This is a genomic window from Lawsonibacter faecis (genome assembly GCF_014287675.1).
GTDB classification, from domain to species: Bacteria; Bacillota; Clostridia; order Oscillospirales; family Oscillospiraceae; genus Pseudoflavonifractor; species Pseudoflavonifractor faecis.
Map to the genome: position 1 here is coordinate 267486 of NZ_JACOPQ010000001.1, position 14221 is coordinate 281706.

General features: G+C 63.4%; 12 protein-coding genes. 6 read left to right on the forward strand and 6 right to left on the reverse strand.

The window, feature by feature from the left end; all coding sequences use genetic code 11:
- The first annotated feature begins 179 nt into the window (after positions 1 to 179).
- The 3 genes from H8S62_RS01235 to ptsP all read left to right on the forward strand — a co-directional run bounded on the left by H8S62_RS01235 (position 180) and on the right by ptsP (position 5278).
- Positions 180 to 3143: a sigma 54-interacting transcriptional regulator gene (locus H8S62_RS01235; protein WP_186918238.1), complete on the forward strand. Its 2964-nt coding sequence runs from the start codon at positions 180 to 182 to the stop codon at positions 3141 to 3143.
- 130 nt (positions 3144 to 3273) lie between these two features.
- The gene (locus H8S62_RS01240) at positions 3274 to 3534 is read left to right on the forward strand and encodes an HPr family phosphocarrier protein (RefSeq protein WP_155145104.1); all 261 of its coding nucleotides are present in this window, start codon (positions 3274 to 3276) and stop codon (positions 3532 to 3534) included.
- A gap of 10 nt (positions 3535 to 3544) precedes the next feature.
- Entirely contained in the window at positions 3545 to 5278 is a 1734-nt protein-coding gene (ptsP, locus tag H8S62_RS01245; protein ID WP_186918239.1) for a phosphoenolpyruvate--protein phosphotransferase, read from the forward strand.
- A gap of 190 nt (positions 5279 to 5468) precedes the next feature.
- On the opposite strand, the gene H8S62_RS01250 is transcribed toward ptsP, so the two are convergent.
- Positions 5469 to 7235 (reverse strand): DEAD/DEAH box helicase, encoded by a 1767-nt coding sequence (locus H8S62_RS01250; protein ID WP_186918240.1) that lies wholly within the window; start codon positions 7233 to 7235, stop codon positions 5469 to 5471.
- A 294-nt stretch (positions 7236 to 7529) separates the two neighbouring features.
- On the opposite strand from H8S62_RS01250, the gene H8S62_RS01255 reads away from it, so the two are divergent.
- Both H8S62_RS01255 and H8S62_RS01260 read left to right on the forward strand, forming a co-directional pair.
- On the forward strand, positions 7530 to 7838 hold the full coding sequence (locus H8S62_RS01255) for a hypothetical protein (protein WP_243141669.1): 309 nt from the start codon (positions 7530 to 7532) through the stop codon (positions 7836 to 7838).
- A 168-nt stretch (positions 7839 to 8006) separates the two neighbouring features.
- Entirely contained in the window at positions 8007 to 8276 is a 270-nt protein-coding gene (locus H8S62_RS01260; RefSeq protein WP_186918241.1) for a DUF3781 domain-containing protein, read from the forward strand.
- 99 nt (positions 8277 to 8375) lie between these two features.
- Here the strand turns inward: H8S62_RS01260 and H8S62_RS01265 are convergent, their stop codons facing one another.
- The 4 genes from H8S62_RS01265 to H8S62_RS01280 all read right to left on the reverse strand — a co-directional run bounded on the left by H8S62_RS01265 (position 8376) and on the right by H8S62_RS01280 (position 11542).
- On the reverse strand, positions 8376 to 8951 hold the full coding sequence (locus H8S62_RS01265; RefSeq protein WP_186918242.1) for a dipicolinate synthase subunit B: 576 nt from the start codon (positions 8949 to 8951) through the stop codon (positions 8376 to 8378).
- A gap of 2 nt (positions 8952 to 8953) precedes the next feature.
- A complete protein-coding gene (gene dpsA / locus H8S62_RS01270) occupies positions 8954 to 9826 on the reverse strand; it encodes a dipicolinate synthase subunit DpsA (protein WP_243255235.1) in 873 nt (290 codons plus the stop codon).
- 275 nt (positions 9827 to 10101) lie between these two features.
- Positions 10102 to 10533 carry a VOC family protein gene (locus tag H8S62_RS01275; RefSeq protein ID WP_155145056.1) on the reverse strand — a complete coding sequence of 144 codons (432 nt, stop codon included), beginning with the start codon at positions 10531 to 10533 and terminating at the stop codon, positions 10102 to 10104.
- A gap of 106 nt (positions 10534 to 10639) precedes the next feature.
- The gene (locus H8S62_RS01280) at positions 10640 to 11542 is read right to left on the reverse strand and encodes a helix-turn-helix transcriptional regulator (protein ID WP_186918244.1); all 903 of its coding nucleotides are present in this window, start codon (positions 11540 to 11542) and stop codon (positions 10640 to 10642) included.
- A 214-nt stretch (positions 11543 to 11756) separates the two neighbouring features.
- Between H8S62_RS01280 and H8S62_RS01285 the strand changes: the two genes are divergently transcribed.
- Entirely contained in the window at positions 11757 to 13211 is a 1455-nt protein-coding gene (locus H8S62_RS01285; RefSeq protein ID WP_155145052.1) for an SLC13 family permease, read from the forward strand.
- On the opposite strand, the gene H8S62_RS01290 is transcribed toward H8S62_RS01285, so the two are convergent.
- On the reverse strand, positions 13143 to 14195 hold the full coding sequence (locus tag H8S62_RS01290; protein WP_155145050.1) for a LysR family transcriptional regulator: 1053 nt from the start codon (positions 14193 to 14195) through the stop codon (positions 13143 to 13145). The two genes, H8S62_RS01285 and H8S62_RS01290, sit on opposite strands and share 69 nt — an antisense overlap.
- Between the last annotated feature and the right edge of the window lie 26 nt (positions 14196 to 14221).

Here is a 14221-nt window from a genome sequence, read left to right on the forward strand (position 1 = left end):
CCGCCGGCCGCCGGTCCGGCGGGGGCCGCTCCCTGTGCGTGAACAGCGAAAAGGGAAAAAGCAAACCGCAGTTCCCGCTTTTTCCCTTCTCCTTGTTCACGCCACATCATAACAAAGGGTGTACCTGAAAAGGCGGGCCCCCGGACTTTAGAGATACGCCATAGGGAGGGAGACCATATATGAAAGACGCGCCGCTCATAGCGAGACTCCGGGAGCTGGTCGCGGGGGAGGACCCCAAGAACCCGCTCACCGACCAGGAGCTCTCCGAGGCCCTGAACACCTCCCGGAGCAATATCACCACCCTGCGGCAATTGGCGGGCATCACCAACTCCCGGGAGCGGCGGGAGCCCCGCCTGCTCCAGGACCTGGCCGTCCTCACCCGATCCGGGGACGCCGCCAGCGCCCGGAGCCTGACCGCCCGTCTCAACCAGATGGGCTACCGCATCACCCTCAACAGCGTGCTCCAGTATCTGCGCGGCAGGGATGGGGCGCAGGCGCGCACCCCCCAGGCCCTGGCCGGGGCGGCGGCCCAGACCGGCGGGCCGGGCGAACCGGCCGGAGAGGATATCTTCGCCAAAATCGTGGGGCACGACGGGAGCCTGGCCCACCAGGTGGATCAGGCCAAGGCCTCCGTGCTCTATCCCCCCTACGGGCTGCACACCCTGATCATCGGTGAGAGCGGCGTGGGCAAGAGCATGCTGGCCGAGGCCATGTATCATTTCTCCCTCACGGGCGCGCCGGACGGCGCGCCCCGCCGGCCCTACGTGGAGTTCAACTGCGCCGACTACGCGGAGAATCCTCAGCTCCTGGCCGCCCAGCTCTTCGGCTATGTGAGCGGGGCCTTCACCGGCGCGGTGGGCAGCCGGGAGGGGCTTATCTCCACGGCGGACGGGGGCATCTTCTTCCTGGATGAGGTCCACCGCATGCCGCCCGACGGCCAGGAGATGCTCTTTCAGCTCATCGACAAGGGCACCTACCGCCCGGTGGGAGATAAGCAGGTCAAGAAGGCCAACGTCATGATCATCGCCGCCACCACGGAGGACATTGAGCAGAGCCTGCTCACTACCTTTCGCCGCCGCATCCCCATGGTCATCCATATGCCCTCCCTGGAGGACCGCGCCCCCGAGGAGAAGCTGGCTCTCATCTCTCTCTTCTTCCAGGTGGAGGCCAGCCGCATCCGCAAGGATATCCTTGTGGATGGCTCCGCCCTCCGCCAGCTCCTGGGCACCCGGTACGCCGGGAACATCGGCGAGCTGCGCAGCAGCATTCAGGTCTCCTGTGCCAGGGCCTATCTGAGCTATGTGCTGGAGCACGGGGGGGACGGCTGCGTCCGGGTCGCCGCCAAATCCCTTCTCCCCGCCGAGGCCGACCCGGATCGCGCCCAACAGGCGGCCCGGCTGGTACCGGGCGACCTCATCTTCCCCGCCGACGGCACGGGGAGCGTGGCCGCCTTCCGCATGAAGGACCCCTACGAGTTCTCCGACGAGATCTACCGCACCATCGACGCCCAGTACGAAAAACTGCTCAGCTACCCCATCTCCAGTCAGGAGCTCAACGCCACCATCTGCGAGCTGGTGGAGAAGAAAATCGGCCGCTACCTGGGACGGCTCCAGGCCCAGAGCGTCCCCTACCCCGGCGGCGCAGACGCCCTTGGCAAGCTTGTGGACAGCGCCGTCACCGACATGGTGCGGGAGATGCTGGCCATCGCCCGCAACGAACTGGGCTTTCGGGACGAGGCCCTGCTCTTCCTCCTCTCCACTCATCTCAGCAGCGCCCTCCAGCGGCTGAAGGCGGGCAGCCGGATCCGCAACCCCCACCTCACTCAAATCAAGCACCAGCACCCCAAGGAATACCTGGCGGCCAGCCGTATGGCGGAGTGCTCCGTCAAGCACCTGGGCGTGGCCCTGCCCGAGGAGGAGATCGGCTTCGTGGCCATGTACCTGGCCGCCAGCGACGTGAATATCCACCAGGACCCGCCCACCATCGGCCTCATCGTGGCCACCCACGGCAAGGTTGCCTCCGAGATGGCCAATGTGGCCGGGAGCCTCATGGGCGCCACCTGCGTCACTGCGCTGGACATCGGCCTGGACGAGCATACCGACCACATCTACCGCCGTCTGCGGGAGAAGGTCATCGCCTGCGACCAGGGCCGGGGCGTCCTCATCCTGGCGGACATGGGCTCACCCGAGGCCTTCGGCGCGCGCATCTCCCGGGAGACCGGCATCGTCACCCGGACCGTCACCCGGGTGGACACCCTCATGGTGCTGGACGCGGTGCGGAAGGTCTATCTGCCCGAGCTGGACATCGACGACGTGGCCGCCTCCCTGGTGGAGGCCAAGAAGTCCCTCATCCTGGGCGCGGACCAGGATGAGGCGCAGCCCAGGAGGAACGCGATCCTCACCTGCTGCCTCACCGGGGACGGCTGCGCCGCCTACCTTAAAACCTGGCTGGAGCAGACCATCGCCCCCCTGAACCTCCAGGCGGAGGTCATCCGCCTGGGCGCCCTCCGGTCCGCCGATTTTCAGCGGCAGCTGCGCCGCCTCCAGAAGCAGTACAACGTCCTGGGTGTGGCCAGCACCTTCCAGGTGGAGCTGGAGGGGGTGCCATACCTCCTGTTCAGCCAGCTCAAGGACGAGGCTGCCGTCTCCGCCTTCCTGCGGCGTCTGGCCCGGCAGGCCCGGCTCCACGCCGAGCCCGGGGCCCCCGCCGCCCCGGCCGAGCTGCGGGCTCTCTTCCGGCCGGAGAACGTCCTGCGCGATGTGGACGTGTCCGACAAGGAGACCGCCATCCGTATGCTGTGCGAGGCGCTGGAGGCGGACAGCTGCGTCACACCCACCTATCTTCACACCGTCCTGGGCCGGGAGACCCTCTCCTCCACCGGCATCTCCTCCCACGTCGCCATACCCCATGGGGACTGCGCCGAGGTCCTCCGCCCCTCGGTGGGCGTGCTTCTGCCCCGGCGGCCGGTGGACTGGGGCGGCGGCGTCCAGGTTCGCATGGTCCTTCTGCTGGCCTTTCCCGAGGCGAGCGCCGGGCTCTTTCCCGCCCTGTGCCATATCGTCACCGACGAGGGCGCGGTGGACCAGGCGCTCCGGTGCCGCACCCGGGAGGAGGTGGCCCGCTGCCTCTGCCGCCTGATCTAACGCTGTTTCCCGCGGCGGGCCGACGGCCGCCGGGCTGTCTGGGGGACGCCCGGCGGCAAGCCGCCGGACCCGCCGCTCTCCCTCCTGTTCTCCATGCTTCTTCCCCATATCTCTGAAAGGACTGACCGCCATGTTTACCGCCCAAATTACCGTTCCCAACGAGACCGGCCTCCACGCCAGGCCCGCCAGCGCCCTGGTGCGCCTGTGCAAGCAGTATCAGAGCAGCATCCACATCCGCCACGGCGAGCTGGACATCGACGCCAAGAGCATCGTCAGGCTTCTGGCCTGCGGCCTCTCCCAGCACGCCCGGATTGAGCTGGTGGTGGAGGGCGAGGACGAGGCCGAGGCCGGCAGCGCCGTGGCGGAGTTTATCCGGAGTCTTACCGATTGAGGAGGCGCCTATGAAAGTCATTGAAGGCCGGGGCGCGGCCCCCGGCTGCGTCAGGGCCGTGGTCCGCCGCTGCGCCGACGGCGCCGTTTCCGCCGTCCCCCGGACCGTGGACGACCGCCAGGCCGAGGCGGAGAAGCTCCGCCGGGCCAGAGCGGACTATGCCGCCGCCCTCTCCCGCCTCCGCGTCAAAGAGGCCGACGGCAGTCCGGCGGCGGACATTCTGGACGCCTACCGTGAGATATTGGATGACGATGTGTTCTTCGAGCCCGTCGTCCGGCGGACGCTGAGCGATGGGCTCAACGTTGACTTCTCCCTCCTCCGTGAGGCCCGGGAGACCGCCGGGCTCTTCGCACAAATGGACGACCCCTATCTGGCGGCCCGGGCCGGGGATATCACCAATGTCTGCGACGCGCTCATCCTCCGCATCCAGGGCGCTGTACCGTCGGACCTCTCCGCCCCCGCCGTCCCCGGCGAGAAGTGGGTGGTCTTCGCCCGGGACCTGACCCCCGACGCCGCCCTCCGCATGGACCGCTCAGCCCTGGCGGGCTTCGTCACCGAGCAGGGGGGACTCACCTCCCACACCGTCATCCTGGCCAGGAGCCTGGGTATTCCCGCCGTGGTGGGCGCCCCCGACGCGCTGGAGGCCGCCGTGGATGGCGAGACCGTCCTTCTCTACGGGGACACAGGCCGGGTCATCCTGGACCCCGACGAGGCCGCTCTGGCCGCCTTCCGCCGGGACCGGGACGGCGCGGAGCAGCTTCAGGCCGCCTGCGACGCGGCCATGATCCGCGAGGCCGCCACTCTGGACGGACAGCGCATTCACGTCTGCGTCAATCTGGGCGACAGCGGCGCGGACCTGCCGGAGCACTGCGACGGCGTGGGACTCCTGCGCACAGAGTTTATCTACCTGGGGGCGGACCATCCCCCCACGGAGGAGGAGCAGTACCGCCACTACGCCGCCGTCGCCGCCCAGGCGGGGGGACGTGAGGTCATAATCCGCACCCTGGACATCGGCGGAGACAAGCAGGCGGAGTATCTGGCCCTGCCCCGGGAGGCCAACCCCTTCCTGGGCTGCCGCGCCATCCGGCTGTGTCTTGACAGGCGTGAGCTGTTCCTCACCCAGCTCAGGGCCGTCCTGCGCGCGGGTCTTTCCGGGAACGTAAAGGTCATGTTCCCCATGATCGCCTCCCTCAAAGAGCTGCGCGAGGCCAAGGCGCTCCTGGCCCAGGCCGGGGCGCAGCTGCGCGCCGCCGGGACGCCGTTCCGGGGGGATATGCCCGTGGGTGTGATGATTGAGACCCCCGCCGCCGTCCAAATCAGCGACGCGCTGGCCTGGGAGGCCGATTTCTTCTCCATCGGCACCAACGATCTCATTCAGTACACCATGGCCGCCGACCGGATGAACGAGAGGGTCCAGTACCTCTACGACGTATGCAGCCCCGCCGTGCTGCGAAGCATACGCACCGTCGCCCGGAACGCCGCTATCGCCGGAATCCCCGTGGGAATGTGCGGGGAAGCGGCCGCCGACCCCCTGCTGGCGCCCCTGTGGTGCGCCATGGGACTGAATGAACTCAGCGTGGTCCCCGCCCAGGTGGCCCGCACCAAATACGCCGTGGGCCGGGTGGACGCCGGGGCGCTGCGCGCCCGGCTCCCCGGGCTGCTGGATTTGGACGGAGCGGAGGAGATACGCACCGCGCTGGCGGAGATTCAGCGGGAATATCAGACCATGCCGGGCTCAGAATGATATAATGCAGCTAAAGGCCGCGGTTCACATGTGAACCGCGGCCTTTAGCTGCTGTGCATATACCGCATGATGCCTTGCCATGGGGCCCGGGGCGGGCCGAAGCGGAAATTCAGGCGCATGGCCGCCGAGCGGCCATGCGCAAAAACTTGATGCGCCGAATGGTTTTGCATCCATCGCGGCGTATAAAGATTTACCCCTCAAAATCGGGTATTTTCCGTTTGCGCCGGACCGGACCGCCGGCCCTGGCCTGGTTGCGCTTGGCGATGCGCTCGCCGGCGAACTGGGCCGCCTTGGAGCCCTTGCGGGCCGGACGGCCCTCCTCCCGCTCCGACTCCGCCAGGCGGGTGGTGCGGGTGGGCCTGCCGCAGATCTTGCAGCCCTTCATGGTGTCCAGCACGTCCCCCACCCGGTCGGTGGGGATGCCCACCACCGAGAACTCGGGGTAGATGTCGATTTTCCCCACTTCTTTGCCGGAGAGGCCGGAGCGCTCCGTGATGGCCCCCACCAGATGCTTGGGTTCCACCCGATTGGCCGATCCGATGTCCACCACCACGTCCCCATAGGCGGCGGGCCCGGCCTTCGCCTTGGGTACGCGGGACGGCTGGTCGCCCTCCCGGCGGGTCTCCCGGTTTGCCTTGCCGGCTGCCTCCGCCGGGAGCGCCGACTCCGGGAAGCGGAGGCTCAGCGCGGCGGCGGCGATGCGCTCGCCCGTATAGCCCCGCGCCGTCAGCTGCTCCACCATGAACTCGTACCCATCCCCCGCCCCGGCCTCCAGGGCCCGGACGACGGTCTCCACGTTGCGCTGGTGCTCCCGCAGGCGGATCGCCTCCTGGGTGGGCAGGGGGTCCACCCGGATCTCCGACTTCACCGCCCGGGCCAGATTGCGCAGAATGCCCATCTGCCGTTTGCCGGAGAAGAGGGTGATGGAGCTGCCCGACTTCCCCGCCCGGCCCGTCCGGCCGATGCGGTGGACATAGTACTCGGTATTCAGGGGGATATCGTAGTTGAAGACATAGTCCAGGTCGTTTACGTCGATGCCCCGGGCCGCCACATCCGTGGCGATGAGGATGTCCACCCGTCCCCGCTTGAATTCGTTCATCACCCTGGTGCGCTGGGGCTGCTTCATGTCGCCGTGGATGCTCTCGGCACTGAAGCCGTGGGTGTTCAGATACTCCCCCAGCTCGTCCACCATGTGCTTGGTATTGCAGAAGATCAGCGCCCGGTTGGGCCGGTGATACCGCAGCAGCAGATTCAGCGCCTCCATCTTCCTGCTGGCCGGGGCCTCCACACAGCTCTGGTCGATCTGCTCCAGAGTCACCTGGCTGGCGTTGATCTCCACCGTCTGGGGGTTCATCTGGAAGGTCTTGGCCAGAGCCAGGATGGCCGGAGGCATGGTGGCGGAGAAGAGGACGGTCTGCCGCTCCTGCGGGGTGTCCTGCAGGATGGTCTCTATGTCCTCTTTAAAGCCCATGTTCAGCATCTCGTCGGCCTCGTCCAGGACAATCATCCGCAGGTGCTGGAGCTTAACGGTTCCCCGGCGCATATGGTCCATAACCCGGCCAGGGGTGCCCACCACAATGTTCGCCCGCCGGAGCTGAATAAACTGCCGCTCCATGTTGGCGCCGCCGTAGACCTCCGCCAGGCGAATGCCGGGCAGGAAGCGTGAGAGCTTGCGGATCTCCTCTCCCGCCTGCTGGGCCAGCTCCCGGGTGGGACAGAGGACCAGCACCTGAATGGTGACCTTCGCCTCCTGGGTGTCCACCGCCTCCAGGGCCGGGATGGCGAAGGCCGCCGTCTTGCCCGTGCCTGTCTGGGATTTGGCGATTACGTCCGCGCCGCTGCGGATGAGGGGGATTACCTGGGCCTGAATGGGAGTGGCGGCGGTGAAGCCCATGGCCTCAACCGACTTTTCAATCCGGGGGTCCAGTGCAAGCTCGGAAAATGGTACGTCTGTCATAGGTCTCCTCGTTTCAATAAGATAGTATCAATGGCAAAATAAAAAACGAGGATAAACTCCTCGTTTCAGTCTAAACCAATATGAAGTCGATTATACCGAAACAGTATACCACGTCTGCTGTGGTTTGTCAAAGATAATCGGTGCCTCCCTCCATAAATCGGTATCGCTGAGCGAAACTCCGCCGCTTTTCGATAACATTGTAATGGACGGCTCCATATGCTAAAATTAATAGAAACGGCGTGAAGGGGTGGCGAAATGACACTATACAGGCCTGTGGGTGAGCAGGAGCGCATTTTGATTGAGGAGAGCGGATATACCGCCTTTCCTCCGCGCCTACCCGGGCAGCCGATATTTTACCCTGTACTCAACGAGCAATATGCAACCGAAATCGCCGGCAGATGGAATACCAAGGACATCAATTCAGGGTTTAAAGGTTATGTCACCCGCTTTCAGATAGACGACCATTTTATTGGGAAATATGAAGTGCGGACTGTGGGCAGAGCCTATCACCAGGAATATTGGATTCCAGCGGAAGACTTAGAGGCATTTAACCGGCATATCGTAGGTACAATTGAAGTCATCAAAACAATCGGCGAGACATAAGGGAACGTACAGGGCAGCACAATGGGTAACCGACCGATATTTTAGCGGGGCGTTCCGGGTACAGGCTCAGAACAGTATCCACGTAAAGGGCAAATTTCGCCCACCGGAGACAGCCGACTGAGTTGGCGGGCCACGGCATGTGGCAGATTAGATATTGGGGGCATCTGCATGGCAGCAACGACGACTCACGGTGAGAACCAGCTTCTTGTCAATTTGGATAAGCTGCATACGACCAAGCTGGGTGTCGACCGTATCCAAAGGAACCTTTCCCTTTGGGACGTGGGGGACATCGTGAGCTGGTGCATTGAGCAGATTAAGGCGTCCGGCAGTGAGATTACGCGGGAAGGCAAAAATTGGTACGTGCTGACCGGCGGCTTTAGACTCACGGTCAACGCGTACAGCTATACCATTATCACGGCGCACAGGCTGAAAACGTAATGTTTTCAGCCTGCGCGCCTGGTTGTATTCCCATATCCCGCGCTCAGCATCGGCGCCATGTCAAAGGGCCGCGGACAACCGCGGCCCTTTTTTCACAGCTCAGCCCAACAGGAGGGGCTGAATCTGCTCGCCCTTCCGGGCCGCCTCAATAGTCTCGGGGATTTTGGTGAAGTCCGCCACCAGCGAGGTGGGCTTCTTCGCCGGATCATCCTGCCTGAACGGCACGAAGTACACGTTTTTCTTGTCCAGCAGGGTTCCGATATTCTTGGCGGAGCCGCTGAGTCCGTCGTTTGTGGAGACGGCAATGATCAGCGGCCTGCCATTGCGCAGATGGGCCTTGGCCGCCATAGTCACCGAGGAATCGGTGATCCCGGTGGCCAGCTTTGCCAGGGTGTTGCCCGTGCAGGGGCAGATGACCATAACGTCCAGCAGCTTTTGGGGCCCGATGGGCTCGGCGGCCTTGATGGAGTCAATGGGCCTCTTGTCGCAGATGCGCTGCATCTCCTTCATAAAGTCGTGGGCCGCTCCGAAGCGGGTATCCGTGGCCGCGCTCTTCTCGGAGATGATGGGGGTCACGTCGCTGTAGCGCCGCTTGACCTCCTCCAGGGCCGTCATGGCCATGTCGTATGTACAGAAGGAACCGCAAAAGGCAAATCCTACCCTCAGCTCTTCCATGCTCACACTCCTAACTCACTCAACATATTGTAGATGGTGTTTTTGATGGCCCGTCCCGCGCTCACCGGCGCCACCTTTCCGGGCAGGGACAGGGCCCAGATGGCCCGCACGCCCAGCCGTGTCGCCGCCTCAAAGTCCACCCCGCCGGGCTTGGAGGCCAGGTCGATCACCAGACACCCGGGTTTCAGGTCCCTCAGTTCCTTTTCGCTCAGGACCCGTGCGGGAACGGTGTTGACTACCAGGTCGTACCCGCACAGCCAGCCCACCAGCGCTCCCGTCTGCTCCACGCCGTAGCCCATTGCCTCGGCCCACGCCAGGTCCGCGAACTTCCGGGCGGCGACGCTCACCTTGGCGCCCAGAGCCGCGAAACGCTGGGCGGTCACCTTGCCCACCCTTCCGTAGCCGATGACCAGCACCCGAGCGCCGTGAAGGGTAACGGGCAGTTCCTCCAGGGCGATTTGAAGCGCTCCCTCGGCGGTGGGTACCGCGTTGGCCACCGCCAGCTCCTCCCGCTGGAAATAGTCCCGGAGCATCAGTCCCCGCTCTGCCGCCAGGGTGGCGGAGCTCTGGGAGATCCGTCCGGCGCAGAGGACCTGTCCGGGCCGGAAGGCGTTGAAAATTTCCGCCAGCGGGTGCCGCCCGGCGGAGAGGGGGGCGTTGAGAAGGCTCCCCTCCCCCTCCACAGGCAGGGGGAGCACCACGCAGTCGGCCAGGGCCGCCCCCTCCAGGGTCTCCTCGCTGAGCACCCCATAGAGCTCCGGCCCGCGTTCAAGGGCATAGGTATGTACCGTATGTCCGTCGTCCGAGAGCAGTTCCGCCAGCTTCGCCTGACGCATATCGCCGCCGACCACCCAGATATTCATTTCATGTTTCATGGATGCACCCTCCATTCCTCCCTGCGCGGAAAGCCGTGCGGGGAGCCCTGTCTATACTCAAACTGCCGGGAAAGCCTCACGCAATTGTAAGGCCCCGCTCCCGGGACCGAAGCGCCTGACGGCGCGGCGCGCGGGCCTGCCGATGGCCCCCGCCCGCCGCTCACCGTGACTGTTCTATCCTATTCACATCATGTGAAAGGGTGCGGGAATTCAGGCTGCGCAAAGCAGAAAAGGGACGCGCTGCAAGAATGCAGCGCGTCCCTTTTCTGCTTTGGTCAGACAATCAGCATATCCCGCTCGTCAAACTTGCTGCGCGGGCCCCACGCGACCTCCCAATAGTACCCGTCCGGATCGGCAAAGTAGGCGTGGAACCCGCCCCAGAAGACGTCCTGCGGCTCCTTCACGATAACCGCGCCCGCACGCCTCGCCAGCTCCACCGTCTCAATTACCTCCTCCTTCGTCCGCACGTTGTAGGCGAGGGTGATTCCGCCGAACCCGCCTCCGATTGCCGGCGGATTGCGCGGGTCGATGTCCTCAGCCAGAAGCTGCAGCGGGTAAAGCTCCAGAATGGTCCCCGGTGTGCTGAAAAAAATCACGTCCGGGTGGTCGCTCGTCTCGTCGGTCTGAAACCCCAGGCCGTCGCGGTAAAAGCGGATGGACCGGGCCATATCCCGTACTCCCAGACAAACTACATTCATTCGATTCATGCCGTCGAACTCCTCCAATCAGTCGGAGCGCATCCAAATAGGAGTGAAATGCGTTAAACGCTCCGTAATAACTGAATGGTACCAGACGAAACACGACAGCTATATGTCATGTTTCATTATCATTCTTTAAAATTTCCTCCGCAGCCTGTCTTATCCGCCGCCGCAGATCCTCCGGCGCGGTCACCCGGGCCGCGCCGCCGAAGGACAGCAGCCACTCCGCCGCGCGTTCCGGACCGGTAAATCCCAGCTCCGCCTCCAGCCGTCCGTCCGGGAGGACGGTGTAGCAGTCCGGGCCGTACTCCTCCACCAGCCTGTACTTCATCTGCGGGTCAAAGCTTGCCGTAATCCGGTAGCCGTCCGCAAGACGCGCGCAGAAGCGCCCCGCCTCTTCGGGGAACTCCCGGGGCCGGTACCCCTCTTCCAGCAGCTCCAGCTCCCACAAGCGCTGGAGCTTGTAGAGCCTAAAGCCCTGCCGCCGGACGCAGTAGCCGTACAGATACCAGTCCGACCAGTGGAAGATTACGCGGTACGGCTCCACCCGCTTCTCCTCCTCCCCCTTGGGGTAATAATAGTGGAAGGTGACGAGCTTCCTTTTCCGCACTGCCTCCCGCAGCAGCTGGATTTTCTCCGGCAGGCTGGCTTTATAGAAAGAGGAGAGATTAATCGCCAGTTCTTCTTCCAGGGGAAGCTCCCGCTTTCCGCCGGCCAGCTTCTCCGCCAGGCCGGGAGAGCGGGGCGTCACGCTCTCCAGCGTCCGCAGGCCGGTCAGGATATTCCGCAGCTCGTCCACGGTAAAGACGGAGGCGTCCAGCCGGAAGCCCTCCATGAGCGCAATCCCGCCGCCCTTTCCCTGTGTGGTGACGATGGGGATGCCCGCCCGGCAGATATCTTCAATATCCCGGTTGATGGTCCGGCGGGAGACCTCGAACCGCTCGGCCAGATAGGGCGCGGTCACCCGCTTGTTCTGCTGGAGCACGGCGATGATGCCGAGCATACGGTCGGTTTTCATACAGGTCTCCTCCTCTGCGCGGCGCCGGCGACGCCGCGTCTGCATAAAATCCGCTTGCCGCTACCCAAATTCCCGTTACCCAATTAACGCAATCAACTATTGGACGGTAGCGCCCCATTCATTATACAATCGGTTTGTACAAAGAGAGAGGCCTTCTCTGACACACTGCATCAACCGCGCAACCGTTAATTGGAGAAGAAAGGGATGTGTGCCAATGACCACCCTGGCGAAAAAACAGCCAAAGGACACCGCGTATTACATCAAAAGCGCTATCGGAATTTTCCTGATGTTCGGCTTCGGCTACCTGCCCCCCATCGCCCCCCTGAGCCACCTCGGTATGCAGATCCTCGGCATCTTTGTGGGTCTGATTTTCCTGCTGTGTACCGTCTCCATCGTATGGCCCAGCATGCTGGCGGTCATCGCCCTGGGCATGACCGAGTACTGCACGGTGGCAGAGGCCGTCTCCTCCGGCTTCGGCAGCGAGCTGGTGTGGATGATGCTCATGATGCTCATTCTCTCCGAGGGCATGGCCACAAGCGGCATGGGCGAGATCATCGCCCGCTGGATCATCACCCGGAAATTCCTCAACAAGCGGCCCTTCCTCTTTACCTTCGTGTTCATGTGGGGCATGGGCATCTGCTCCCTGCTGGTCGGCTCCATCGTGGTGGTGCTGATGTCCTGGTCCATCTTCTACTCCATCGCCGAGATCGTGGGCTATAAGAAGGGCGAGCGGTACAGCACCATGATGATCATCGGCTGCTTCCTCTCGGCCATATTGTTCGAGGGCCTGCTGGCCTTCCTGAACTGGCTGCCCGCCTTCTGCCTGACCTATCAGAACATGACCGGCGTGGGCATCAACTACGTCACCTACTTCATCATCGGCTTCATCGTGGCCACCCTCATGATTTTCCTCAGCGTGCTGGCCATGAAATTTATCTTCAAGTGCGATTTCAGCAAGCTCAACAACATCGATGTGGAAGCCCTCAAAAGCGAGGGCATCGGCAGGCTCAACTTCCGCCATAAGTTCTATCTGGTCTGCTTCGGCCTCATCGTGGCCTACGTGATTCTGACCACGGTGCTCCCCGCAGACTTCTTCCTCACCGTCCTGCTGAACACCGTCACCCAGACCGGCTGGTTCACCATTGTGCTGGTGGTGGCCGTGGTCATCCGCCACGAGGGCAAGCCCGTGCTGGACTTCGCCGAGATCGCCAAGACCGGCGCCAACTGGAACATTCTGATGATGTGCGCCTCCGTCATCCCCGTGGCCCGCGCCCTCACCAGCGACGGCACCGGCGTCACCGAGCTTATCAACAACCTGCTCTCCCCCATCTTCGGCAGCATGGGTCCCATCATGTTCATCATCACCGTCATGATCGCCATGATGATTCTCACCAATATCGGCAGCAACATGGCCACCAGCATCATCGTCGTCACCGTGGTCCTGCCCTTCGTGAGCAAGTACTACTTCTCCCCCGCCATCATCGGCATGGCCATTCTGCTCATTGCCAACCTGGGCTTTATCTTCCCCGGCTCCTCCGGCATGGCGCCCTTCCTCTACAGCAACAAGTGGATTGAGGTCAAGGATATCTATAAATACGGCCTAGTCTACTGCGTCATCTTCCTGATTGCCGCCATTCCCACCTTCATCGTCGCCTCCTACATCATCTGAGCCGAGCTGCTCCTGCAGCTCACGGTAGAAGTCCCGGATTTTTCCCAGCAGGATATGCTCCATTGCGCTCATGCCGTTGCGGTCGTCGTAGAGCAGGTAGTTGGTCAGCCGGGTGTCGAACCCCATGACCCGGATGCGGCGGATGAGCCCCGTATTCTCGTACAGGTCCCCCAGCAGCGCGAGCCCCGGCATGATGGAGATCATGTCGTTCTCCGCCACCGCCCGCTTGGACGCCTCCACATTGCTGAACACCGTGAAGCGGGGAAAGCGGCGCAGGACCTGCCCCACCGTCTGATCCTGGAAGGACGGATAGCAGTGGGTGATGGCCAGCCGCTCCCCCAGCAGCTCGTCCACGTCCACGCAGTCCCGGGCGGCGAAGGGGGACTCGGCGGACACCACCGCGTAGAACCGGTCCACATAGAGCGGCTCAATGCTGAACCCGCTGTTTTTCATCTCGTACTCCGGGTCAAAGGAGCCGGTGGTCTCCGCGCCGATGGCGGTCTTGGAGACCCCCTCCGTCACACTGGAGGCGATGCGGTTGTAGGGCTGCTCGTGGATGTGCAGGGCGATCTCCGGGTACTCGTCCCCCAGCTCCCGCGTCAGGTAGACCGAGAGGCAGTTGGAGACCGAGGGGTACACCACCAGGTTGATAATGCGCCGCACCGTCCGGCTGGTGGAGAAGAGGTGCTGGAGCTGCTCGTTCTTCTCCACGATGTCCGCCGCCAGCTCCAGGGCCTGCTCGCCCTCGGCGGTGAGCACGATGCCCTTGTGGGTGCGCTGGAAAATCTTGATGTTCAGTTCCTTCTCCAGTGAGTTGACGATGGCGCTCAGGCTGGTCTGGCTCAGGTAGAGCCGCTTGGCCGCCGCCGATATAGACTTGCTCCGGGCCACCTCCAGCAGGTATTCCAGATACTCGATGCGCATACAGGTCTCCCCTTTCGACCGCTTTTCCGCGTTCTCGCCAAACAGTATAGCATGAAACATACAAAAATCCTATAGGTAAGGAGTTT

Bases quoted from the DNA above. Each gene is read 5' to 3' on its own strand.
- H8S62_RS01240 (WP_155145104.1), top strand. From the start codon at position 3,274: ATGTTTACCGCCCAAATTACCGTTCCCAACGAGACCGGCCTCCACGCC.
- H8S62_RS01260 (WP_186918241.1), top strand. From the start codon at position 8,007: ATGGCAGCAACGACGACTCACGGTGAGAACCAGCTTCTTGTCAATTTG.
- H8S62_RS01235 (WP_186918238.1), top strand. From the start codon at position 180: ATGAAAGACGCGCCGCTCATAGCGAGACTCCGGGAGCTGGTCGCGGGG.
- H8S62_RS01280 (WP_186918244.1), bottom strand. From the start codon at position 11,542: ATGAAAACCGACCGTATGCTCGGCATCATCGCCGTGCTCCAGCAGAAC.
- H8S62_RS01285 (WP_155145052.1), top strand. From the start codon at position 11,757: ATGACCACCCTGGCGAAAAAACAGCCAAAGGACACCGCGTATTACATC.
- H8S62_RS01290 (WP_155145050.1), bottom strand. From the start codon at position 14,195: ATGTTTCATGCTATACTGTTTGGCGAGAACGCGGAAAAGCGGTCGAAA.
- H8S62_RS01250 (WP_186918240.1), bottom strand. From the start codon at position 7,235: ATGACAGACGTACCATTTTCCGAGCTTGCACTGGACCCCCGGATTGAA.
- ptsP (WP_186918239.1), top strand. From the start codon at position 3,545: ATGAAAGTCATTGAAGGCCGGGGCGCGGCCCCCGGCTGCGTCAGGGCC.
- dpsA (WP_243255235.1), bottom strand. From the start codon at position 9,826: ATGAAACATGAAATGAATATCTGGGTGGTCGGCGGCGATATGCGTCAG.
- H8S62_RS01275 (WP_155145056.1), bottom strand. From the start codon at position 10,533: ATGAATCGAATGAATGTAGTTTGTCTGGGAGTACGGGATATGGCCCGG.
- H8S62_RS01265 (WP_186918242.1), bottom strand. From the start codon at position 8,951: ATGGAAGAGCTGAGGGTAGGATTTGCCTTTTGCGGTTCCTTCTGTACA.